Below are 21,398 nucleotides of genomic sequence, written 5' to 3'. Positions count from 1 at the left end.
CCCACGTTCAGCCGCGTGGTGGGATGCCCGTGCACCATGCCCGACCGAGAGGGACCGCAGATGCCGGAGCAGCCCGCGACGCGACCGCGCGAGGCGAAGAAGCCTCCGACCATCTACGAGGTCGCGCGGCTGGCCGGCGTCTCCCACCAGACGGTGTCCCGTTTCCTCCGCAAGGACCCGACGATGCGCCCCGACACCGTGCGCAAAGTCGCCCAGGCCGTCCAGGAGTTGAACTACCGGCCCAACCTGGCGGCCCGGTCCATGCGGACCCGCCGCACCAACCGGATCGCGGTGATCCTGCCCGACTCGACGTCCTTCGTCCCCACCCGCATGCTCAGCGGCGCCGCCGCGGCGGCGCACGAGGCCGGCTATCTGCTGGACGTGGTCGGCCTCGGCGGCGACGCCGCCGCGCGGGCCGCGCGGATCGGCACCCTGCTCCAGCCGGAGAACGTCGACGGCATTCTCTCCTTCACGCCGCTCGCCGAGAACATGGAGGGCCTGGCCCCCTCGGCGCTGCGCGTCCCCATCGTGGTGGACGGGGAGTACGACGACCACATGCGCTCCCGTGGCCTGCTCGCCGACGCCACCCCGGCCGCCGATATCGTCGCCTATCTGGCCGGCCTCGGCCACCGCCGGTTCGTCCATGTCGCCGGCCCCAGGAACTGGGCGTCGGCGTGGAACCGCCGCAGGATGTACGAACGGGCGGTCGCCGAACAGGGCCTGATCTCGCACGCGGTGGTCGACGGCGACTGGAGCGTCCGCTCCGGCTGGGACGCGGCCCGCGACATCGTCGCCGGCTCAGGCGTCACGGCCGTGTTCGCCGCCAACGACCAGGTCGCGTTCGGGGTGATCCGGGGCCTCCAGAGCCTGGACATCGACGTCCCCGGGGAGGTCAGCGTCTTCGGCTGGGACGACGACGAGCTGGGGCGGTACTTCGACCCGCCCCTCTCCACCGTCGCCGTCGACCGCGAACGTCAGGGCCGCGCCGCGTTCGAGCGGCTCCTCTCCCTCCTCCAGGGCGACCGCCCGGCCGCCCCGTTGGACACCACCGTCCTCAACCGGCTCGTCCCCCGGGGCTCCACCGGACCGGCGCCCTCGCCCTGACCTGGCGCCGCCGATCAGTCCTTCCCGTGCGCCGCGAGCCGCTCCACCAGCTCGATCCCCCGCGCCAGCGACTCCCGTTCGCTCGCGGTCAGTTCGGCCTCGATCGCGCGCGCGAGCCAGTCCGCCCTGCGCTCCCGCTCCTCCTCCAGCAGCGCCTGCCCGGCGGCGGAGAGCTCGACCAGGCTCTTGCGGCCGTCGGTCGGATGAGCACGGCGGGTGATCAGCCCCTGCTCCATCAGCAGCCCGACGGCGCGGGCCATGGACTGCGGGCGCACCCGCTGATCGGCCGCCAGCTCGCTGGTCGTCATCGCACCGCTGCGGTCCAGCGCGCCCAGAACGGCCACCTGGCCGAGCGGCATCTGGTCCTCACGCTTCACGCGTCGCGTGAGCTTTCCCATCGCGGTGCGCAGTTCGGCCGCGACGGCGGCGGATTCCGGAAGAGGCATACCAAATGTTAACGGAGCACAACTAAACAGCACGCCTGAACAGCGAAACTGAACAGCAGAACTGCACAGCAATGCTGTAGAGTCTCTCGTGTCGGGTCCCGCGCCACCGTCGCCGCAGCCGAACCCGGCACGCACGCGACAACGGGAAGGCCACCATGACCGCCATCACCTCCGTCACCGGCCGCCGCGTCCTCGACAGCAGGGGCAACCCCACCGTCGAGGTGGACGTGGAGCTGGCCGACGGGTCCGTCGGCCGGGCCGCCGTCCCCTCCGGCGCCTCGACCGGCGCCCGCGAGGCCGTCGAGCTCCGCGACGGCGACCCAGCCCGCTGGCACGGCAAGGGCGTCGACCACGCGGTGCACCACGTCAACACCGAACTCGCCGCCGCCGTCAGGGGCCGCGAGGCGGAGGACCAGCCCGGCCTCGACGCCGCCCTCGTCGCCACGGACGGCACCCCCACCAAGTCCAGGCTCGGCGCCAACGCGATCCTCGGGGTCTCCCTGGCCACCGCCAAGGCAGCTGCCGCCGCGCACCGCCTGCCGCTCTACCGCTACCTCGGCGGCTCCGACGCCCGACTGCTGCCCGTCCCGATGATGAACATCGTCAACGGGGGCGCGCACGCCGACAATCCCCTGGACTTCCAGGAGTTCATGATCGCCCCGACCAGCGCGGAGACCTTCGCCGAGGCCGTGCGGATGGGCTCCGAGATCTTCCACACCCTGCGCCGCGACCTCCTCGCCGCCGGGCACTCCACGGGGGTGGGCGACGAGGGCGGTTTCGCCCCCGCCCTGCGCACCGCCGAGGAGGCCCTCGACTTCGTGGTGACCGCCATCGAACGCACGGGCTACCGCCCCGGCACGGACATCGGCCTGGTCATGGACCCGGCCTCGTCCGAGTTCTTCCACGACGGCGTCTACGACTACACCGGGGAGGGAGTGCGCCGCACCCCCGCCGAACACGCCGACTACCTGGTCGAGTTGATCGACGCCTACCCCATCGTGTCGATCGAGGACCCGATGGCCGAGGACGACCTCGCCGGCTGGCGGGACCTGACGGCACGGGCCGGCGGACGCTGCCAGCTCACCGGCGACGACGTGTTCTGCACCAACGAGACCCTCCTGCGCGAGGGCATCGCCGCCGGCGTCGCCAACTCCGTCCTGGTGAAGGTCAACCAGATCGGCACCCTGACGGAAGCCCTCACCACCGTGAACACCGCCCACCGGGCCGGCTACACCGTCGTCATGTCGCACCGCTCGGGCGAGACGGAGGACACGACCATCGCGGACCTGGCGGTGGCCACGGGCTGCGGCCAGCTCAAGACCGGCTCGCTCTCCCGCTCGGACCGCACCGCCAAGTACAACCAACTCATCCGCATCGAGGAGCAGTTGGGCACCAGCGCCCAGTACGCCGGCGCGTCGGCACTACACCGCTGAACCCGGGTGCGGGATCATCGAACATGCCCTCCGACGCCTGGCACCTGACCGACGACCTCGACACCTTCGTCGCCCACACCGAGGATTTCCTCCGCTCGCGCCCGGCCCTGCACAACACCCCGCTCACCGTGATCAGGAGATGGCGGACCCGCCCAGGCACCTATGTTCCCGGGAACGTCCTCTTCGGCCGGCTGGAGTCGGCGGGCGAGATCCAGGCGATCTGCTACCGCCCGCCGTCCCAGCGGCTGACCCTCACCCCCCTCTCCCCCGGCCGGGCCAACGCCCTCGCCGCCCAGTTGGCCGCCCTCGGCCACCACCTCGCCGGCGTCACCGCCGACGAGGAGACCGCCGCCGCGTTCGCCGACGCCTGGCAACGCCACACCGGAGCGACGCCGACGCTCCCCTTCCGCATGCACCTCTACCGCCTCGGCACCCTCACCCCACCCGACCCGCGTCCGGAGGGCCACGCCCGGATCGCGGACGAGCGGGACCACGACCACCTGATCCGCTGGTGCCGTGACCTCGCCGCCGACCTCGGGGAGACCGTCACCGTCGACGCCCACTCCTGGCCAAGCACCCGCTTCGCCGAGAAGCGCTACACCTTCTGGCAGACCCCGGACGGCACCCCCGTCTCCATGGCCGGCGTCAACCCGATGGTCGCCGGGATGGTCCGGGTGGACCCCGTCTACACCCCCGCACACCTCCGTGGCCACGGCTACGCGGCAGCCGTGACCGCCGAGGTGAGCCGAGCGGCGAACGCCGCCGGCGCCACGGAGATCGTCCTCTTCACCGCCGCCGACAACCCCACCAGCAACGCCCTCTACCAACGCCTCGGCTACCAACGAGTCACCGACTGAACCCCCTACGACTTCACCCCTCAACCACGACGGGTGAACGGGCGCCCGTAGATCGGCACCTGACGCGTCGTCGACGGCTCGGCCGCCGTGCCGCTGAGGGGCGCCGTCGAGGAAGGGCCGACGTCGGGGAGGGCATTCCCGACTTATGCTGGCAGGGACTTGGCCCACCACACGGACGGGGTTCCGTCATGTTGGACGATGGCTTGCCCGGGGAGCGGCTGCGCGAGGCGCGGCGTGCGCGGGGACTGACTCAGGAAGGGCTCGCCGAACGTGCCGGGTTGAGCCTGGGCGTGGTGAAGAAGATCGAGCGCGGTGGCTCGGCCAGGATCGAGACCTACCACGCGTTGGCCCGCGCCCTGGGGGTGCGCACCAGTCGCCTCTTCGAGTCCGATCCCCCGCACCAGGAACGTCGAGGCGACGACGACAACCTGATGTTGCTGCCGCTGCGTCAGGCCATCGCCCCGCCGGTCACCGGGCAAGGGCCGCTGGACGTCGCCGACGGCGTGGACCCCGTGCCCGATCTGGCGCATATCCGCGCCGCCGCCGACCGGTTGGCCGAGGCGTACTACGCGGACTCCTACGGGACGGTCGCCGAATCGCTCCCGCGCTGCTGCGCTCCGCCCACCACGCCGTCCGGCACTTCGACGGCGGCCCCGAGCACGCCGAGGCCCTGCGGCTGCGTTCCCGGGTCTCACAGATGGCCGGCCGCTACCTGGTCCAGGTGCGGGCCTACGACTTGGCGCATATCGCCCTGCGTGACTCCGTCCAGGACGCCGCCACCGCGCACGACCAGGGCGGAGTGGCCGCGGCGGTCTACCAACAGGGCTGGCTTCTCATCCGACAGGGCCGGCTCGACGAAGCCGAACGCGTCTCGATCGCGACGGCCGACCAGTCCGAGCCCCGCATCTCGCGGGCGAGCCGCCCCGCGTTGGGCGCCTGGGGGAAACTGCTGGTGCACGCCAGCAGCGCCGCCGCTCGCAACAACCGGCCCCAGGAGGCCCGCGAGATGCTGCGCCTGGCCCGCACCGCCGGTGTCGCCCTCGGCGACGCGACCGCCGTGGACACCGCCACATGGGGCCGGTTCGACTGGCGAACGGTCGCCTACCAGGCGATCGAGAACCAGATGACGGCCGACCAGCCCGCTCGCGCACTGAAGTTGGCGGCCCGTATGCCGCCACCCCCCACGGCGTCCTTCGGCCGCCGACACCTGCTCGATATCGCCATGGCCCACGCCGCACTGGGCGAAGGCCCGGAAGCCACCGCCATCCTGACCCGACTCCACCGCCTCTCGCCGGAGTGGCTGCGCCACCAGAAGATGGCCACCGAGGTCTTCCGCCACATCCAGCGGCACCGACGCCACCGCATGACCAAGGACCAGGCCACGCTCGGACACTTCCTCGGGGCGGTATAACCGCCGGAGACCACGGAACGTGCCCCTGGGCGAGGAGCTGGCGTGCGTGGCACGTGGCCCCCGCGCGGCGGAACGATCCCCCTTGCCGATGGGCTGAACCGGGCCGACTCTCACCCCCGGGCGGCGCCGTCGGGCCAGATCACATCGACGGGGACCCCGGCCGCACGCGCCTGGTCAACGGTGTCGGCGGTGCCGCCCTTCCCGTTGGACGGGCGTCCGTCCCAGACCGCGACCAACCGATCGGCGCGGCGCAGGAGTTCCTTCCCGGCCGCTTCGTAGGCTTCCCGCCCGGCCAGCTCGAACGGCACGGTGACCACTTCGCCGGCGGCCTCGACCAGCCGGTCGAACCGCTGGGCATCCTGCGGCTTGACCTTCCGCTGCCGATAGTCCCGCCCCGGCACGACCACGACGAGCCGTCCCCCCAAGTCCAGCACCGCCTCGGCGAAGAGGGAGTCCGCCCCCGCCGCGATGCACGAGACGCCGACCACTTCCGCCGCCTCGTGCGGGGCCAACAACTCCCGCAGCGCGGCACGCACCAGAGGCACCGTTCCGTCTGTCAGGTCCATGTGCCCGGTAACTGCGAATGTCGTCATGATGCGCATTCCCTTCATTCTTGATCAGCTGGACAGTAGTTCTCGAAGGCGTTGACGAGCATCCCGAACAGGACCGGAGACCGACTGCCCCACGGTGTAGGGATACAGCCAGTCGCTCGGCCGTGGGCGCCCCCGGAAACGGTGTCTTCCGGTGTTTCGCCGACTCACCAGCGGTACCGTTTTGAGTATCTACGTCAGTACGGTGAGAAACGGAGGCATCCCCGTATGCCCGACACCATCGGCGACAGGCTGCGCGCCGCGCGGAAGCGGTCCGGCCAAACGCAACGCGAACTCGCACGGGCCAGCGGGGTCTCCTACTCCCTGATCCAGCAACTCGAACAGGGCACCCGTGACGACACGCGGATGGAGACGGCGCGAAAGCTTGCCTCCGCCCTCCGTGTTCCGACGACCCGCCTCGTCTCCGAGCAGCCGGAAGAAGGCGCGACAGCGGCGACCGTTGCGCAGTGGGCGGCGGTCCGCCGCGCCGCGTGCGGTGTCTTCGACCAGGAGGCCCCCGCCGAACCTCCGACCGTGGGTGGCCTCAAAGCGGCTCTTGACGCAACGGCACCGCTCTACAACGCCGGCCGTTTGCAGCAGTTGGGACTCCTGCTCCCGACCCTGATTCGAGACGCCGAAACCTTGGCCGAGCTTGATCCGGCAGGTCGCTCCCTCCAGGTGCGCACCATGCATCTGACCGCGTGGCTCCTCGTACAGACTCGGCAGTTCGACGTGGCTCATGACGTGGTGGAGCGCGTGATCTCCGAGGCGCCCGACCGGCTCCAGGCAGCGGCGGCCGTCAACACGAAGGGTTGGCTCCTACTCCGTCAGGGGCACCTGGCTGACGCTGGCAGCCTGGCGGAGAAGTGGGCCGACGAGTTGGAGCCTGCCCGTATGTCACGAGCCACCATGGGCGAGCTGCACGCCTGGGGCTCCATGCTGCTACGGGTCTCGGCGGCAAGTGTGAGAAACGCACGCGATGCCAAGGCGGACGACGCGTTGCGCCTGGCCAAATCGGTGTCTGTAGCGATGGGGCAGGAGCATGCCCCGCGCGAGGACCTGCAACGGACGTTCGGCCCCACGACAATCGCCATGAAGATGGCCGAGAGCGCGATGGTGCGGGATCGGCCGAACGAGGTACTGACGTTGGCGCAGCGTGTTCCGGACGGCGGTATCGAGGCGTCGATCTACAACCTGAACCGGCACAAGCTGGATGTGGCCGACGCCCAGACTCGACTGCGCCAGCACCACCAGGCCGTGGAAACGCTCCTCGGGATCATGCGCGATCAACCGGAGTGGCTGCCGAACCAACGGTACGCACGAGACATCGTGGGCCGCATCGTCGACCGCCGTAGGACGCTGACGCCCAAGATGCGCGTACTGGCGGACCAGGTCGGCCTACCCATGTAACGCTCCTTGTGACTTTCGGCGGCGCCTCGACGGAACGCCCATCGACGCCGCGTGTACGGCTCCGTAGTTTCGTGGACACAGACGGTCAGTCACGAACGTCAGGAGCCGACCATGTCTGATACTTCACGTCACACCCCTGGACAACGGCAACGCCGCGCCAATATCGCGGATGCGGCTGCGGGCATCGCCGAGGAGATGCCGCCCGACGCCGAGCCGGGCCTCAGCGACGGGCAGTTGGGGTCCGACCCGCATGCCGAGTTGCTCGCTCGGCTGCGGGCGCGGAATGCCGCCAGTGAGAGCAACTACCGGGTCAAGAGCGGGGAGTTGCCGTGAGGTTGGCGGAGCTCGCTCTCGATTCGGACCGGGCGACATCGTTCGTCATGGAGTGCGTGGCGTGCGGGTTCTTCGGGCCGAAGGGGCAGGACGCGGAGGACGGGGCGGAGTGGGCCGGGCAACACCTGGCCCTGCACCCGGATCACCTCGCGTACCGCGAACACGTCACCCGTACCTACCGGTTCGAGGCTGGTGCGGCGACGTGACCGGCAACCCGATCATCAAGGGTGCGGACTGGGTCCTCACCGATGAGCACGGGCCCGGGGCGCCCGACGGGATCTACGCCGTGGAGTGCATGACCTGCACCGCCCGCTCCCCCCTCTTCGACAACGACGCGCACCCCGTTGCCGTGTGGGCCAGCCAACACACCGCCCAGGAGCCGGGGCACGAGCTGTTCCTCGCGCGGGCGGAAAGGCACTGGCGCGTCGTCCGCCGCAGGCACGAGGACGAGAACCCGGGGCCGGCGCCGCAGAAACCCGTGGTCGCGTTCCTGGACCGCGCCTTCGGGCCGGCGTTCGTCGGGCTGATGTGCCTCTGCACCGCCCTGACCGGGTACCTCATCGCACTCAACTGACCACCAAGGACACACCACTTCATGGACATAACCTTTATGACGCTTGCCACCACCCGGGACGGCCACCTCCTCATGGTGCAGGGACGCGACGGCTGGACGCTGCCCAACGGCACCGTTCCGCGCGGCAGTTGTCCCGTTCTCACCGCACGACAGGCGCTCATCGACACCACCGGCTACGACCGGGGGGTGACCGACGCCTACGCGATCAGCGTCACCCACACCGATCCGGTGTCCCTCACCTACGTGTTGGACGGCGGGCACTCCCCCACCATCCCGTGCAACGCCCACAAGCACCTGCCGCCCACCGCCGGTTGGCTGCCGCTGCGCGAGCTGCACGAACCACCCCCGATCGTCCGCTACGCCCTCACCGCCGCCGCCCAACGGCGCCGCGTGCCCGTACTCGTCAACGGCGAACGCCCCGACGCCGCCTACACCTGAACGAAAGCGAAAGAACAGCAATGGCACCGCAGACCCGCGTCATCGTCCTGGTCACCACGCGGAACGGATACGTCCTCCTCCACCGCGACCAGCTGCCGCAGGCCACCGTCCCCAACCACGGCGACCTCGCCCTCACCGGCAGGCTCACCCTCGCCCGCCAGACCGGACACCTCGCCGACATCACCCACGCCTGGACCGTCCGCTCCATCGGCCCCGACAACGACGGCGAACTCTGGATCCTCAACGGCGGCGTCCACGACACCGTCCCCGACGCCACCGAGGACACCCACCCCCGCACCCGCTGGGCACCCATCACCACCCTCACCGAGAACACCGAACCAACGGCCGCCATCCAGGAAGCCCTCGACGCCATCGACGCGGGCATCAGCATCCGACTCCCCGCCGCCTCCCTCTCGGGCGGGTAGATCTCGCCGACCGCGTCGACGACTTCGTCACGCGTCCTGCCCTGGCCGCCGCCGGCGGTGTCGTCCTCGACGGCCGGGGCGGCGGCTGGTGATCGCGGCGGCTTCTAGGATCTGCGCATGGCGACAAGACTTGTGCAGATCAATATGAAGGCCCACGACGACTCCAAGCTCGGTCGGTTCTGGGCGGAGGTGCTCGGTTGGGGCGTCGACAGCGAGGCACCCGGTGTGACCAACCTCGAACCCGTGGGCTTCACCTACCCCGCCCCCGAGGCCGTCTGCATCGACCTCGTCGCCCGCCCGGAAGCCAAGACCGTGAAGAACAGGGTGCACCTCGATCTGGCCACCACCTCGACCGCCGATCAGGCGGAGTTGGTCGCGCGCTTGCGGGATCTCGGCGCGACACTCGCCGACGTGGGGCAGGGCGACGTCCCCTGGACGGTCATGGCGGACCCGGAGGGCAACGAGTTCTGTGTCCTGGAGCCCCGCCCGATCTACCAGGACACCGGACCGATCGCCGCGGTGGTGGTCGACTGCACCGACCCACGAGGGATGGCGCGGTTCTGGGGCCAGGCCACGGACTGGACGTCGCACGAGGTCACCGACGACCACGCGACCATGCGCTCTGCCCATGGTGTCGGCCCCTACCTGGAGTTCGTCCGTACCCCCGACGCCAAGAGCGGGTGGAACCGCGTCCACCTCGACGTCCGCCCCTACCCGGGCGACGATTTGGAAGCGGAAGAAGCCCGACTGCGCGCCCTGGGCGCCACCGATCCCGGTATCGACCAGTCCACGATCTCCTGGAGGATTCTGGCCGACCCGGAGGGCAACGAGTTCTGCCTCCTCGCTCCCCGCTGACCCTGGGCCACGGCTCCGGCCAGCGGCCAGTCAGCGCCCGGTCAGCGCCCGGTCCGCGCCCGGTCCGCGCCCGGTCCGCGCCCGGTCAGCGGCGGAGACCGCGTTGCGTCAGCGCATGCCGTCCCCACGTTCCCCTGACCGACCGCGCAGGCGTTCCGGCACACCGCTCGGTAGCCGGGCGCGACCCGTCGTCTCTCGTCAGGGCGACGCGGCCGACGCCGGGCTCAGCGCTCAGCCGCCCAGCCGCTGAACGCGGTCGCGGAGGGCGGTCAGCAGGGCGACCAGGGCGGGTTGGGCCAGGGAGATCTCACGGATGGCGGCATAGACCGAGCGGACCGGTTCGGGGTTGGCGACCGGTCGCACCACGATGTCCGGGTGCCGGTTGATCAGGCCGAGACGGGGGAGAACCGCGATGCCAAGACCTGCGGCGACAAAGCCCTGGGCCGTCATATGGTCCTCGCTGCGCACCCCGAAGTCGGGGGCGAAGCCGGCCGCCGCGCAGGCGTCGAGCAGGGGGTCGAGGCAAGGTCCTGGCCGTTCGCTGGCCACCCATGGCTCGGCCGCCAACTCGGCCAGGTCCAGCACCCGCCGGGCCGCGAGCGGGTGGTCGGCCGGGAGGACGGCCGCGAACGGGTCGTCCAGCAGGCGTTCCAGGCGCACGCCCTCCCGGGGACGGCCGGGGTCGCCGACGACCAGGGCGACGTCGGCCCGGCCGCCGCGCACCTCGGCGAGCGAGGCGGTGGGGTCGTCGACCAGCTCCAAGTCGATCCGCACGCCGGGGTGTTCGCCGCGCAGACGGGCCAGCGCTGGGGCGACAACGGCAGCGCCGGCCGAGGTGAAGTAGCGGATGGAAAGCTGGCCGGTGCGGCCGGCCTTCAGGTCGGCCAGGGCCGTCTCGGCCGCCGCGACGCCCCGGCTCAACATCCCGGCGTGCTCGCTGAGGAGCCGACCAGCGGCCGTCGCCCGGACCCCGCGCCCGGTCCGTTCCAGCAACGGGACGCCGGCCTGTCTCTCCAGGACCGCGATCTGCTGGCTCACCGCCGAGGGCGTGTAGCCGAGGTGGGCGGCGGCAGCGGTCACCGTGCCACTGCTGATCACCGCCCGGAGGATCTGCATCCGCCGCACGTCAAGCATGAAGCAAAGCTTAACGCCAGCCGCAGCAGCATTCGCTTGTCCTGTTGGACCCGGCGAGCAACCCCGAGTAGGGAGCAGCCACGCCCACACCCCCACACCCCAGCCAGCCGAACCACCCCCGTCACACCGCCGACCGCGTCGAGGGCATCGCCGCGTTCAACGACCCACACCGCCACCAGCCGAACCACCCCCGTCACCACCCACCAGCCCAGCCGCCGTCGCCCAGCCCACGCGAACCTGGAACCACCCACCCGAAACCGGCCAAACCCCAACCACCCACCCCCACACCCCAGCCAGCCGAACCACCCCCGCCACCCCCACCAGCCCGGCCGCCGTCGCCCAGCGCACCCGAACCAGGAACCACCCCACCCGAACCGGCGAAACCCCAACCACCCACCCCCACACCCCCACACCCCCACACCCCAGCCAGCCGAACCACCCCCGCCACCCCCCACCAGCCCAGCCGCCGTCGCCCAGCCCACCCGAACCTGGAACCACCCACCTGAAACCGGCCAAACCCCAACCACCCACCCCCACACCCCCACACCCCAGCCAGCCGGTCCACCCCCGCCACCCCCCACCACCCCAGCCGCCGTCGCCCAGCGCACCCGAGCCAGGGAACCGCGTGCCCGAGCCAGGGAACCGCGTGCCCGAGCCAGGGAACCGCGCACCCGAGCCAGGGTCTTGTGTGATCGATAACTCGCCTTCTAGAGTCCCTTACCGCAAGCGCTTTCTAAAACGAGGAGCCTCCGCATGCCCTCCCCTCCCTCCCGTCTGCGCGCCGCGATCGTCGGCACGGGTGGCATCGTCACCGGCAGCCACCTGCCGGCGCTGCGCGCGCACAGCGACCGCGTCGAGTTGGTGGCCGCCATGGACGTGGCGCCCGACCGGCTCGAAGCCTTTCTCTCGACGACCAGGGAGGCGGGCATGGCGGTCGAGGGATACACCGACCTCGACGCGATGCTCGGCGCGGCCCGGCCGGATCTGGTGCTGATCGGCACCCCGCCGTCCCTGCACCGCGAGCAGACCGTGGCCGCGCTGCGGGCCGGCGCCTGGGTGCTGTGCGAGAAGCCGCTGTGCCTCTCCCTCGCGGAGTTCGACGAGATCGCCGAGGCCGAACGCGCCACCGGCGCCCACGCGTCCGTGGTCTTCCAGCACCGCTACGGCTCCGCCGCCGCCCACGCCCGTGAGCTGATAGCCGGGGGCGAGCTCGGCGCTCCGCTGGTGGCCCACTGCCAGACCACCTGGCATCGGAACACCGCCTACTACGCCGTGCCGTGGCGCGGCCGGTGGGAGACCGAGGGCGGCGGGCCGACGATGGGCCACGGCATCCACCAGTTCGACCTGCTGTTGCATCTACTCGGCGACTGGACCGAGGTGCGCGCGATGGCGGCCCGCCTGGTCCACGACGTGGAGAGCGAGGACGTCTCCACCGCGTTGGTGCGCTTCGCGGACGGGGCGTTGGCCACCGTGGTCAACAGCGTGCTGTCCCCGGACGAGGTCAGCCGGATCCGGGTCGACTGCGCGGACGCGACGGTGGAGCTCACCCACCTCTACGGGCACGGCAACGACGACTGGGTCTACACGCCGCGCCCCGGCCTGGACGACGAGGCGCGGGTCGCGCGGTGGCGCACGCCGGCGGCTGACGTGCCCAGCTCGCACGCCGCGCAACTCGGCGCGCTGCTCGACGCCTACGAGCGGAACGTCGCGCCGCCCGGCAGTGGTGCCGACGCGCGGCGCACCGTGGAGTTCGCCGCCGCGCTCTACAAGGCGGCGTTCACCGGACAGCCCGTGTTCGCCGGCGAGATCGGCGAGGGCGACCCGTACTACTCGGCCATGCACGGCGACCACCCGGATTGGAGCCCCACCCGATGACGATCGAGGTCACCCACACCCATGGCGAGCGGATCACCGTCAGCGCCGGCGACGTCGAACTGTTGACGTATGTCTACCGGCCTGACGCGGACCCGTTCGAGTCCCGCAAGCCCTATGCCCACCCGCTGCGCACCCTCTCCGGCCAGTTGGTCTCCGGCTACCGGCCCAATGACCACCGGTGGCACAAGGGCCTCCAGATGACGGCCAGCCACCTCTCCGGTCAGAACTTCTGGGGCGGCAACTCCTATCTCGGCCCCGACCGGGGCTATCAGCGCGTCGACGAGCGGGTCGGCTCGATGCGGCACGACGGGTTCTCCGAACTGGCGGCCACGGGAGACCGGTTCCGGCTGACCGAGAACCTGACGTGGGTCGAGAACGGTGGCGCCGAGTGGGCCAGCGAGGAGCGCTCCATCACGGTGCACTCCGTCCAGCCGGAGAGCGGCTCCTGGGCGTTGGACTGGTCGATCCGGCTCACCAACACCCGTGCGGAACCGCTGCGTTTCGGTTCGCCGACCACGGCGGGGCGGGAGATGGCCGGCTACACCGGGTTGCAGTGGCGCGGGCCGAGGGACTTCACCGGCGGTGAGGTGTTCGGGCCCGAGGACGGGCTGGACGCCGAGGGGCTGATGGGCTCCCAGGGTCCGTGGCTGGCGTTCGGGGCGGTGCACGACGATGTCGACGCGCGCTCCACGCTGGTGTTCGCGCACGCCCCGGAGAACCTGGATCCGGCGCGGGCCGCGCACGAGTCCCACTGGTTCGTCCGGTCCACACCGATCCCGACGGTCGCGTTCTCCTGGGCGTTCTTCGAGGAGTTCGAGCTGGCGCCTGGGGCGACGTTCGCCTACCGCTACCGGGTGCTGGTCGCCGACGGCGGATGGGACAGGGAACGGGTCGCCCGCCACCTGAAGGGACTGGACTGGTGAGCCTGCCGAACCCGCTGCCGGGGGCCGTGGGCCTCTCCCATCTGCGGGCCTACGCGTGGGAGGCGGCCGACGGGGTGTGCGGCGGCAGCCCGCATCTGCATCTGGTGTGCACGGAGGCCTATGTGGTCACCGGCGGGCGCGGCGCGGTGCAGACGCTGAGCCCCGACGGCTACCGGGACACGCCGCTTAAGGCGGGCGCGGTGGCCTGGTTCACGCCGGGCACGGTGCATCGGATGGTGCAGGGCGGTGATCTGCGGATCACGGTGCTGATGCAGAACAGCGGCCTGCCGGAGGCGGGTGACGCGGTGTTCACCTTCCCGCCCGAGGTGTTGGCCGATCCGGAACGGTACGCCTCGGTGGCTCGGCTGCCGGCCGGGACGGACGCCGAGGTGGCCGAGGCGGCCCGCCGGCGCAGGGATCTGGCGGTCGAGGGCTACCTGCCGCTGCGGGCGGCGCTGCGCGAAGGCGACGCGGAGCCCTACCGGGAGTTCCAGCGGACCGCTGCCGGGCTGGTCAGGGAGAAGGTGCCCACCTGGCGTGAGCTGTGGCGGGCGGGTGCGCTGGCCACGGCGGAGCGCACGGGCGCCCAGCTGGACGCGCTGGAGGCGGGCGAGCCCGGCTATCTGGCGGAGGCGACCGCGTTCGACACGGCGCCCTCCCGGCTCGGGGGCTACGGCATGTGCGGACGGCGCGACGAGTACGAGGTGCCGGGCACCACGCTGCCGCGACACGGTTGAGCGGCGACCGGCCCGGGACGGGACCCCGGGCCGGTCGGCCGGCTTCCCGGCCACGTCGGCGACCCGTCGAACACCGTCACGCCGCGTGTTCAACGGGGGCGCCTCGGGGGCCCGCTCCGGGGGACGGAGAACGTCATCTCCCGGGTTGGTCCTATCCATTGACACTCAAAGTGAACGATCACTAGGGTACCGCCAACCGCAAGTGATCGATCACTCTCACACTGAGCCGCAGGAGTTGCCGTGTGCGTGACAGCACGGTCGGCCGACGATGGCGTGGCCGGTGGCGGCGGGGCCGCCGAGGACGGGCGCCCGCTCCCCCGGGCGCCCGACCCGGCACGCCAGCCCCCTGACTCACCGTGATCACAACCCTCGCGGGCCGAGGCGCGACCGGCGTCCTCCCCCCGCCCGGTGACCCGCCCGCGCGAACCACGCGCCCGGCGTCCCGGCAGCGCCGCCCCGGGACGTGGCCACCCCCACTGCCGCACCCGCTCCGCCGCACGGCCCCCGCCGCCGACCGACCACACCGGCCGGCGAACCAGCGCACCGGCCGCCCCCGTCCCCGCGTTCCGTCCCGGCCGAAGGCCACGGGTGGGAACGGGAGGCGAACCCCGCGCGGACAGCGGGCCGGAGGACTCCCGTCCTCGTCAACCCCACCCGGCAGAAGCACTCAACGAGGAGCGCCCGTGCATCCCCTATCGCTGTTGGCAGGAACGGACAGTGCCCGATGAGCGCGATGGGTGAACTCCGCTCCATCAAGCGGTCGCGCCACGGGCGCGGGGCGGACGGCCGAAACCGTGGTCGCCGCGACAACAAGGCGGCGCTGTTCTTCCTGGCGCCCTGGCTGTTGGGCCTGGTCGGCATCACGATCGGCCCGATGATCGCCTCCTTCTATCTGGCGTTCACCGACTACAACCTGCTCCAGGACCCCAATTTCACCGGCCTGGACAATATTCGGCGCATGCTGGAGGACGAGCGGCTGGCGAACTCGCTCCAGGTGACCTTCACCTATGTGCTGGTGTCGGTTCCGCTCCAGTTGATCGTGGCGCTGGCCCTGGCGATGTTGCTCGACCGTGGGGTGCGCGGGCTCTCCTTCTACCGGTCGGTGCTCTATCTGCCCTCGCTGCTGGGGGCGAGCGTCGCCATCGCCGTGCTGTGGCGGTTGGTGTTCGGCACCGAGGGGCTGGTGAACTCGGCTCTGGCGCTGGTCGGCATCGAGGGGTCGGGCTGGGTCTCCGATCCGGACACCGCGCTCGGCACGCTGATCATCCTGCATGTCTGGACGTTCGGCGCGCCGATGGTGATCTTTCTCGCCGGACTGCGGCAGATACCGCGCGAGTTGTATGAGGCGGCGTCGACCGACGGCGCCTCCCGGGTGCGGCAGTTCCGCTCGATCACGCTTCCGCTGCTGAGTCCGATCATCTTCTTCAATCTGGTGCTCGGGCTGATCGGGAGCTTCCAGTCCTTCACCCAGAGCTTCATCGTCTCGGGCGGTACCGGCGGGCCGAGTGATTCGACGCTCTTCTTCTCGCTCTATCTCTACCAGGAGGGCTTCACCAGCTTCCGGATGGGCTATGCATCGGCGCTCGCATGGCTTCTGTTGATCATGATCGGCGCCTTCACCGCCTTCAATTTCTGGGCCTCGAAGTATTGGGTTTTCTACAATGACTGACGCCCTGCGGACACACACCGAGTTGGACGGGGTGCGGCGTGCCCGCCGCACCAGGCGGCGGGTGACCAGCCTGTTGAAGCATGCCTGCCTGATCGCGATAGCCCTGCTGATGCTCTATCCGCTGCTGTGGATGGTGGCCAGTTCGCTGCGGCCGAACCAGGAGATCTTCACCAGCCCCGGGCTGTTGATCGACACCTTCGACTTCGACCACTACCCCACGGGGTGGAACGCGCTCAGCTACCCGTTCAACACCTATCTGTTGAACTCGGCGCTGGTGGTGCTGGGTTCGGTGATCGGCAACCTGATCTCCTGCTCGATGGCGGCCTACGCCTTCGCCCGGCTCGACTTCCGGGCCAACAAGCTGGCGTTCGTCGCCATGTTGATCACCATTATGCTGCCGATCCATGTGCTGATCATCCCGCAGTATGTGTTCTACGCCCAGTTGGGCTGGGTGAACACCTTCCTGCCGCTGATAGTGCCCAAGTTCCTCGCCACGGACGCGTTCTTCATCTTTCTCATGGTGCAGTTCATCCGGGGCATTCCCAAGGAGTTGGACGAGGCGGCGCGCATCGACGGCGCGGGCCACTTGCGGATCTATGGGCAGATCATGCTGCCGCTGATGGTGCCGGCGCTCGCCACCACGGCGATCTTCACGTTCATCTGGACCTGGAACGACTTCTTCACCCAGCTGATCTTTATGACGAAACCGGACCTCTACACGGTCCCGGTGGCGCTCCGGTCGTTTATCGACGCGCAGTCGAGCTCCAACTTCGGGGCGCTGTTCGCCATGAGCGTCGTCTCGCTGATACCGGTGTTCCTGGTGTTCCTGTTCGGTCAACGGTTCCTGTTGCGCGGTATCGCGACCACGGGCGGCAAGTAGCTGCCGAAAGGGGCGGAGGCGGCCGTGGAGCGGCGAAAGCCAAGAACGGAGAGGAAGAGCATGACCACACGTGTGCGGCGGCGCGTGCGCGCCGCCGGGGCCGCCGTCGGCGCGGGGCTGCTCCTGGCGTCCTGCGGCATCGGCGAGGGCTTTGTCGGCACCCCGGAGCTGTCCGACGGCGAGGTGACCATCACGTTCAACTGGTGGGGCGCGGACGCGCGGACGCAGTTGACGCTCCAGGCGATCGAGTTGTTCGAGGAGGAGTATCCGAACATCACGGTCGACGCGCAGTACGCCGACTGGAACGGCTACTGGGACCGGCTGGCCATCACCGCGGCGGCCGGGGAGATGCCGGACGTCTCGCAGTTCGACCAGCTCTATCTGGCCTCCTACGCGGAGCGCGGCGCGCTGCTGGAGCTGTCCAGGGTCTCGGAGTTCCTGGACACCTCGGCGCTGGGCGCTGAGATCCTGGACTCGGGTCGGGCCGACGGCTCCCTCTACGCGGTGCCGACCGGTGGCACCGCCAACGGGATCATCATCAACACCACGCTCTTCGACGAGTACGGCGTGGCCCTGCCGGACACCGAGAGCTGGACGTGGGAGGAGTTCCAGCGGGTCTCGGTCGAGCTGACGGAGGCGTCCGGGGGCGAGGTGCACGGGGTCACGCCGTTCGGCGCCGACTCGTTCAGCCTCACGGTGTGGGCGCGGCAGCACGGTGGTGAGCTCTTCGACGCGTCGGGGGACGTGGCGCTGGATCCGGAGATCCTCGCGGGGTACTGGCAGCGGGAGTTGGATCTGATCGAGAGCGGGGCGGCTCCGTCGGCCGGTCAGCTCAGCGAGATGCACGGGCTGCCGTTGGACCAGAGCTCGGTGGTGACGGGGCGGGCCGCGATGGCCTTCATCCCGGCCGGGCAGTTCAGCGCCTACCAGTCGGCGGGGCCCGACTTCGACTACGCGATCGCCGACTGGCCGACCGATGCGGACACGTCGCCGGGGTTCCAGTATCTGAAGCCGACGATGTACTGGGCCGCTTCCTCGACCACCCAGCATCCGGCGGAGGCGGCGCTGTTGATCGACTTCCTGACCAACGACACCCGGGTCGGCCGGCTGTTCGGGGTGGATCGCGGCGAGCCGGGCAATCCGGCGTTCCAGGAGGCCATCGCGCCGGATCTGGACGAGAGCGGGCAGGAGGCGCTGGCGTTCACCAACCTGATAGCCGAGGAGATCGACGACACGCCGCCGATCACGCCGCCGGGGGCCAGCGACATCGAGAACCTGCTGAACCGCTACAACCAGCAGGTGCTCTTCGGGGAGTCGTCACCGGATGACGCGGCGCGTGGCTTCATCAACGAGCTGGGGGACTCGATCCGCGCCGCCAGCTGAGCGCGGTGCGCGGCCCCCACCGGGTGGGGGCCGCGACTCCCGTGTGTTCAGGACAGTTTGGCCTGGCGCACGGCGAGCGCCTCAGCGAGCTCGTGGCGGGAGGTGATGCTCAACTTGCGGTAGGCCCGGTTGAGATGCCACTCCACGGTCTTCACCGTCACGAACAGCGCCCCGGCGATCTCGCGGTTGCTGACGCCCTCGGCGGCCAGGTCGGCGACCCGGCGCTCCTGGACGGTGAGGCTGTCCGCGCCGGCCTCGACGACCCGCACGCGCACGCCCATGGCGGACAGTTCGGATCTGGCCGTCTTCACCAGCCGCCAGGCGCCGCAGTCCTGCGCTATCTGGAGGCCGCTGTTGAGGCGGCGCCTGGCCTGGGTCAGCCGGTCCCTGCGGCGCAGCGCGGCGCCCAGGTCGACCAGGACGGTGGCGTAGTCCAGCAGGGCGTCGGTGTCGGTCAGCAGTTCGGCCGCCTCCTCAAGGCAGCCGACGGCCGGGCCTGGCATCGCCATCAGCGCTTCGGCGCGGAGCGCCGAGGCCAGCAGCCGGGGGGCGCCGAAGTGCCTGGCGCGGCCGGTCAGTTCGGCCACCAGGCGCTGGGCGCGCTCGGTGCGTCCGGCGCGGTGCAGCAGGATCGCGGCGTCCGCGGCGTAGAGCAGCGCGGGGCCCGGCACCTCCTCGCTCTCCAGGAGTTGCCCGCCGTGGAGGATGTCCTCGACCCCCGCGTCGAGATCGCCGACGGCCCCGTGGAGCCGGCCCCGGGCGAAGAGCACCGGCGCGTACATCACCGAGCGCTTGATGGCCGGGTCGAAGTCGTAGGTGCGTAAGAGGTTCTTGGCCGAGCCGAACTCGTTGCGCGCCGTGTGCACCTCGATCAGCGCGCCGACGGCGAAGACCGCCGTGGAGCTGCGCAGCCCGAACTCGCTGGCCTTGTCCAGCATCTGCCGGGCGTCGGCCTCCGCCTCGGCCAGCCGGCCGCGCTGGCAGCGCACCCAGGCCCGCACGGCGTGGTGGGCGTCCACGGCCATGACCCGGCCGCTCTCGTGTGCGTCGCCGGCGGCCCTGGTGAGCAGCCGGTCGGCCTCGACGAGGCGGTCGCAGCAGGCCAGGGTGCAGGCCACCTGCGACCAGAGGTAGGCGGACACGTCATGGGCGTGGAAGGCGTCGTCGCCGAACGCCCCGTTCAGCGCCTGGTCGGCCAACTCGCCGACGCGGGCGGCGGGTTCGCCCCGGCGGAGCGATTCGGCCATCCGGTCGACGGCGAGGATGCGCTCGACGCCCGCGGGCCGGTCCCGCTCCTCGTGGAGCCGGCGCAGGCTGTGCTCGGCCGCGTCCCGCCAGTGCGGGGTCTGCTGGGCGAGGGCGATCAGGGCCGTGTCGAGCAGCATGCCGAGATCGGGGTCCAGGTCGCCGACCTCGGCGCGCAGCCCGTCGACCAGCCGCACCGCCTCGTCGTTGCGGGCCGCCGCCATCAGCCCGGCCGCCAGGTCGAGGCCGATCCGCCCCCGCACCAGGGGGTCGTCGGAGAGGTCCAGCGCCTGGCGGAGGTGGCCGAGGGCGTCGGGCATCCGGGAGCGGAGTTCGGCGCGGCCCAGCTCGGTGAGGAGGTCGACGGCCTCGTCCGAGGAGGGCGACTCGTGCAGCGCCCGCGTCAGATAGGTGACCGCGACGGCGGCGCGGCCCTCTCCGACGGCCTTGCCCGCCGCCCTGCGCAGCAGTTCGACGGCGGTGTCGCAGCCCCCGACGTCGCTGCGCAGGACGTGTTGGGCGATATCGTCCAGCGACGCGGCGTCGGCGGCGAGGATGCGGGCGGCCCTGGCGTGTGCGGTGCTCCGCACGCTGACCGGGAGTTGGTGGTAGATCGCGGTCCGCACGATGGGGTAGACGAAGCGCGGCGGCACCTCGGGGCAGAGCAGTCCGCTGTCGGCGAGGGCGCCGAGCGCCTCGGCGGCGAGGGGCTGTTCGATGCCGGCGACCTCCAGCGAGTGCCGCAGGTCGGCCTCGGTGCCGAGCACCGCCATGGCCTCGACCAGGGCGACGGCCGGAGCTTGCAGCGCCTCCAGCTGTCGGAGCACGCTGCGCATGACCTTCGGCGGCGCCACGTCGAACACCCGGTCGGAGAGGATGTCGCCCTCGCCGGACTCGGCGGCGGACAGCTCGTCGATCAACTCCCGCAGGAAGAAGGGCGAGCCGCCGGTCACCTGGTGGCAGGCGCTGGCCAGGCGCGGGTCGGAGACCTTCCCCAGCCAGTCCCTGACGCATTCGGCGATGCCCCGCTCGCTCAGCGGCGCGAGCCGCAGCAGCCGGGCGGCGGGGTGCGAGACGATGCCGTGGATCACGCTGGCCTGGGGCCCGAGCCGCGCGGGGTCGGTGCTGAGGGCGAGCAGGATGGGGCGGCCGTCGAGCCGGGCGGCGAGATAGCGCAGGAAACGCAGCGACGGCAGGTCGGCGCGCCAGGCGTCGTCGAGCGAGAGGGCCAGCGGGGCCTGCTCGGCGAGGCGCACACACAGCCAGTACAGGCCGTTGAAGAGGGTGTGCTGCGCGGCCTCGCCGGTCCTGGGGGCGTCCCCCGCGTGCTGTTCGAGCAGTTCGGCCGCGGCCTTGGCCGGGCCGGAGAGCAGCCGGTCACGTTCCTCGGGGGACGCCGTCGCCAGCCAGTCCTCGAAGAGCTGCCGCACGACGCCGTAGGGGAACGCCTCCTCGATCTCCTGGCCCCGCGCCGTGAGCACGCGGAAGCCGGACTCGGTGACGCGCCGGTGCAGGAAGCCCATCAGGGACGTCTTGCCGAGTCCTGGCGCGCCCTCGACGAGGAGGAGCTGTTCGGCTCCGGCGGCACAGCGTTCGATGGCGCTGTCGATGGTGTTGAGTTCGTACTCGCGCTCGACGAGCACGACGTCTTCAGTTCGCATGGTGCAGGTACTCCA

General features: G+C 71.0%; 21 protein-coding genes and 1 pseudogene. 18 read left to right on the top strand and 4 right to left on the bottom strand.

The annotated features are described in order from the left end of the window. Window positions 1–60: 60 nt before the first annotated feature. The gene (locus K4G22_RS27390) at window positions 61–1,104 is read left to right on the top strand and encodes a LacI family DNA-binding transcriptional regulator (RefSeq protein ID WP_228083135.1); all 1,044 of its coding nucleotides are present in this window, start codon (window positions 61–63) and stop codon (window positions 1,102–1,104) included. A gap of 14 nt (window positions 1,105–1,118) precedes the next feature. Here the strand turns inward: K4G22_RS27390 and K4G22_RS27385 are convergent, their stop codons facing one another. After that, entirely contained in the window at window positions 1,119–1,550 is a 432-nt protein-coding gene (locus tag K4G22_RS27385; RefSeq protein WP_228083134.1) for a MarR family winged helix-turn-helix transcriptional regulator, read from the bottom strand. Between the two features lie 155 nt (window positions 1,551–1,705). On the opposite strand from K4G22_RS27385, the gene eno reads away from it, so the two are divergent. From eno to K4G22_RS27370, 4 genes and pseudogenes are all read left to right on the top strand, one after another. After that, entirely contained in the window at window positions 1,706–2,983 is a 1,278-nt protein-coding gene (gene eno / locus K4G22_RS27380; protein WP_228083133.1) for a phosphopyruvate hydratase, read from the top strand. A gap of 23 nt (window positions 2,984–3,006) precedes the next feature. Further along, the gene (locus K4G22_RS27375) at window positions 3,007–3,840 is read left to right on the top strand and encodes a GNAT family N-acetyltransferase (RefSeq protein WP_228083132.1); all 834 of its coding nucleotides are present in this window, start codon (window positions 3,007–3,009) and stop codon (window positions 3,838–3,840) included. A 188-nt stretch (window positions 3,841–4,028) separates the two neighbouring features. Then, a pseudogene (locus K4G22_RS32065) lies at window positions 4,029–4,154 on the top strand (helix-turn-helix domain-containing protein); the annotation flags it as partial. Between the two features lie 383 nt (window positions 4,155–4,537). Then, a complete protein-coding gene (locus K4G22_RS27370; RefSeq protein ID WP_228083131.1) occupies window positions 4,538–5,251 on the top strand; it encodes a hypothetical protein in 714 nt (237 codons plus the stop codon). Between the two features lie 110 nt (window positions 5,252–5,361). On the opposite strand, the gene K4G22_RS27365 is transcribed toward K4G22_RS27370, so the two are convergent. Further along, entirely contained in the window at window positions 5,362–5,844 is a 483-nt protein-coding gene (locus K4G22_RS27365; RefSeq protein ID WP_228083130.1) for a hypothetical protein, read from the bottom strand. 225 nt (window positions 5,845–6,069) lie between these two features. Between K4G22_RS27365 and K4G22_RS27360 the strand changes: the two genes are divergently transcribed. From K4G22_RS27360 to K4G22_RS27330, 7 genes are all read left to right on the top strand, one after another. Continuing rightward, the gene (locus tag K4G22_RS27360; RefSeq protein ID WP_228083129.1) at window positions 6,070–7,251 is read left to right on the top strand and encodes a helix-turn-helix domain-containing protein; all 1,182 of its coding nucleotides are present in this window, start codon (window positions 6,070–6,072) and stop codon (window positions 7,249–7,251) included. 111 nt (window positions 7,252–7,362) lie between these two features. After that, the gene (locus K4G22_RS27355) at window positions 7,363–7,584 is read left to right on the top strand and encodes a hypothetical protein (RefSeq protein ID WP_228083128.1); all 222 of its coding nucleotides are present in this window, start codon (window positions 7,363–7,365) and stop codon (window positions 7,582–7,584) included. Then, window positions 7,581–7,790: a DUF7848 domain-containing protein gene (locus K4G22_RS27350; protein WP_228083127.1), complete on the top strand. Its 210-nt coding sequence runs from the start codon at window positions 7,581–7,583 to the stop codon at window positions 7,788–7,790. The genes K4G22_RS27355 and K4G22_RS27350 overlap by 4 nt, the downstream gene beginning before the upstream one ends. After that, window positions 7,787–8,158 (top strand): DUF7848 domain-containing protein, encoded by a 372-nt coding sequence (locus K4G22_RS27345; protein ID WP_228083126.1) that lies wholly within the window; start codon window positions 7,787–7,789, stop codon window positions 8,156–8,158. The genes K4G22_RS27350 and K4G22_RS27345 overlap by 4 nt, the downstream gene beginning before the upstream one ends. A 21-nt stretch (window positions 8,159–8,179) precedes the next feature. Next, complete coding sequence (locus tag K4G22_RS27340) at window positions 8,180–8,596, top strand: hypothetical protein (protein ID WP_228083125.1); 417 nt, start codon at window positions 8,180–8,182, stop codon at window positions 8,594–8,596. Between the two features lie 20 nt (window positions 8,597–8,616). Beyond that, window positions 8,617–9,021, top strand: a complete 405-nt coding sequence (locus K4G22_RS27335; RefSeq protein ID WP_228083124.1) for a hypothetical protein — start codon at window positions 8,617–8,619, stop codon at window positions 9,019–9,021. Between the two features lie 117 nt (window positions 9,022–9,138). Continuing rightward, window positions 9,139–9,876 carry a VOC family protein gene (locus K4G22_RS27330; RefSeq protein ID WP_228083123.1) on the top strand — a complete coding sequence of 246 codons (738 nt, stop codon included), beginning with the start codon at window positions 9,139–9,141 and terminating at the stop codon, window positions 9,874–9,876. A gap of 231 nt (window positions 9,877–10,107) precedes the next feature. On the opposite strand, the gene K4G22_RS27325 is transcribed toward K4G22_RS27330, so the two are convergent. Continuing rightward, complete coding sequence (locus tag K4G22_RS27325) at window positions 10,108–11,010, bottom strand: LysR family transcriptional regulator (protein ID WP_228083122.1); 903 nt, start codon at window positions 11,008–11,010, stop codon at window positions 10,108–10,110. A 753-nt stretch (window positions 11,011–11,763) separates the two neighbouring features. Here K4G22_RS27325 and K4G22_RS27320 point away from each other — a divergent pair. The 6 genes from K4G22_RS27320 to K4G22_RS27295 all read left to right on the top strand — a co-directional run bounded on the left by K4G22_RS27320 (window position 11,764) and on the right by K4G22_RS27295 (window position 18,477). Next, window positions 11,764–12,885 carry a Gfo/Idh/MocA family protein gene (locus K4G22_RS27320; protein ID WP_228083121.1) on the top strand — a complete coding sequence of 374 codons (1,122 nt, stop codon included), beginning with the start codon at window positions 11,764–11,766 and terminating at the stop codon, window positions 12,883–12,885. Then, window positions 12,882–13,808 (top strand): DUF6807 domain-containing protein, encoded by a 927-nt coding sequence (locus K4G22_RS27315; protein ID WP_228083120.1) that lies wholly within the window; start codon window positions 12,882–12,884, stop codon window positions 13,806–13,808. The genes K4G22_RS27320 and K4G22_RS27315 overlap by 4 nt, the downstream gene beginning before the upstream one ends. After that, a complete protein-coding gene (locus K4G22_RS27310) occupies window positions 13,760–14,545 on the top strand; it encodes a cupin domain-containing protein (RefSeq protein WP_228083119.1) in 786 nt (261 codons plus the stop codon). Before K4G22_RS27315 ends, K4G22_RS27310 begins: the two co-directional genes overlap by 49 nt. A 724-nt stretch (window positions 14,546–15,269) precedes the next feature. Beyond that, window positions 15,270–16,214: a carbohydrate ABC transporter permease gene (locus K4G22_RS27305; protein ID WP_228083118.1), complete on the top strand. Its 945-nt coding sequence runs from the start codon at window positions 15,270–15,272 to the stop codon at window positions 16,212–16,214. Next, window positions 16,207–17,094: a carbohydrate ABC transporter permease gene (locus K4G22_RS27300; protein WP_228083117.1), complete on the top strand. Its 888-nt coding sequence runs from the start codon at window positions 16,207–16,209 to the stop codon at window positions 17,092–17,094. Before K4G22_RS27305 ends, K4G22_RS27300 begins: the two co-directional genes overlap by 8 nt. A 60-nt stretch (window positions 17,095–17,154) precedes the next feature. Further along, entirely contained in the window at window positions 17,155–18,477 is a 1,323-nt protein-coding gene (locus K4G22_RS27295) for an ABC transporter substrate-binding protein (RefSeq protein ID WP_228083116.1), read from the top strand. A gap of 47 nt (window positions 18,478–18,524) precedes the next feature. Here K4G22_RS27295 and K4G22_RS27290 read toward each other — a convergent pair whose 3' ends face one another. Further along, window positions 18,525–21,383: a helix-turn-helix transcriptional regulator gene (locus tag K4G22_RS27290; protein WP_228083115.1), complete on the bottom strand. Its 2,859-nt coding sequence runs from the start codon at window positions 21,381–21,383 to the stop codon at window positions 18,525–18,527. Between the last annotated feature and the right edge of the window lie 15 nt (window positions 21,384–21,398).

The sequence above is a fragment of the Streptomyces profundus genome (assembly GCF_020740535.1).
In the GTDB taxonomy this organism is placed as follows: domain Bacteria; phylum Actinomycetota; class Actinomycetes; order Streptomycetales; family Streptomycetaceae; genus Streptomyces; species Streptomyces profundus.
The sequence above is the reverse complement of the archived record's forward strand: the minus strand, read 5'-3'. Positions and strand labels throughout refer to the sequence as shown.

Excerpts from the sequence above, each read along its gene's own strand:
- K4G22_RS27310 (WP_228083119.1), top strand. The coding sequence starts at position 13,760 with ATGGGACAGGGAACGGGTCGCCCGCCACCTGAAGGGACTGGACTGGTG.
- K4G22_RS27290 (WP_228083115.1), bottom strand. The coding sequence starts at position 21,383 with ATGCGAACTGAAGACGTCGTGCTCGTCGAGCGCGAGTACGAACTCAAC.
- K4G22_RS27355 (WP_228083128.1), top strand. The coding sequence starts at position 7,363 with ATGTCTGATACTTCACGTCACACCCCTGGACAACGGCAACGCCGCGCC.
- K4G22_RS27390 (WP_228083135.1), top strand. The coding sequence starts at position 61 with ATGCCGGAGCAGCCCGCGACGCGACCGCGCGAGGCGAAGAAGCCTCCG.
- K4G22_RS27330 (WP_228083123.1), top strand. The coding sequence starts at position 9,139 with ATGGCGACAAGACTTGTGCAGATCAATATGAAGGCCCACGACGACTCC.
- K4G22_RS27300 (WP_228083117.1), top strand. The coding sequence starts at position 16,207 with ATGACTGACGCCCTGCGGACACACACCGAGTTGGACGGGGTGCGGCGT.
- K4G22_RS27385 (WP_228083134.1), bottom strand. The coding sequence starts at position 1,550 with ATGCCTCTTCCGGAATCCGCCGCCGTCGCGGCCGAACTGCGCACCGCG.
- eno (WP_228083133.1), top strand. The coding sequence starts at position 1,706 with ATGACCGCCATCACCTCCGTCACCGGCCGCCGCGTCCTCGACAGCAGG.
- K4G22_RS27325 (WP_228083122.1), bottom strand. The coding sequence starts at position 11,010 with ATGCTTGACGTGCGGCGGATGCAGATCCTCCGGGCGGTGATCAGCAGT.
- K4G22_RS27305 (WP_228083118.1), top strand. The coding sequence starts at position 15,270 with ATGAGCGCGATGGGTGAACTCCGCTCCATCAAGCGGTCGCGCCACGGG.
- K4G22_RS27320 (WP_228083121.1), top strand. The coding sequence starts at position 11,764 with ATGCCCTCCCCTCCCTCCCGTCTGCGCGCCGCGATCGTCGGCACGGGT.
- K4G22_RS27315 (WP_228083120.1), top strand. The coding sequence starts at position 12,882 with ATGACGATCGAGGTCACCCACACCCATGGCGAGCGGATCACCGTCAGC.
- K4G22_RS27335 (WP_228083124.1), top strand. The coding sequence starts at position 8,617 with ATGGCACCGCAGACCCGCGTCATCGTCCTGGTCACCACGCGGAACGGA.
- K4G22_RS27370 (WP_228083131.1), top strand. The coding sequence starts at position 4,538 with ATGGCCGGCCGCTACCTGGTCCAGGTGCGGGCCTACGACTTGGCGCAT.
- K4G22_RS27295 (WP_228083116.1), top strand. The coding sequence starts at position 17,155 with ATGACCACACGTGTGCGGCGGCGCGTGCGCGCCGCCGGGGCCGCCGTC.
- K4G22_RS27375 (WP_228083132.1), top strand. The coding sequence starts at position 3,007 with ATGCCCTCCGACGCCTGGCACCTGACCGACGACCTCGACACCTTCGTC.
- K4G22_RS27365 (WP_228083130.1), bottom strand. The coding sequence starts at position 5,844 with ATGACGACATTCGCAGTTACCGGGCACATGGACCTGACAGACGGAACG.
- K4G22_RS27340 (WP_228083125.1), top strand. The coding sequence starts at position 8,180 with ATGGACATAACCTTTATGACGCTTGCCACCACCCGGGACGGCCACCTC.
- K4G22_RS27360 (WP_228083129.1), top strand. The coding sequence starts at position 6,070 with ATGCCCGACACCATCGGCGACAGGCTGCGCGCCGCGCGGAAGCGGTCC.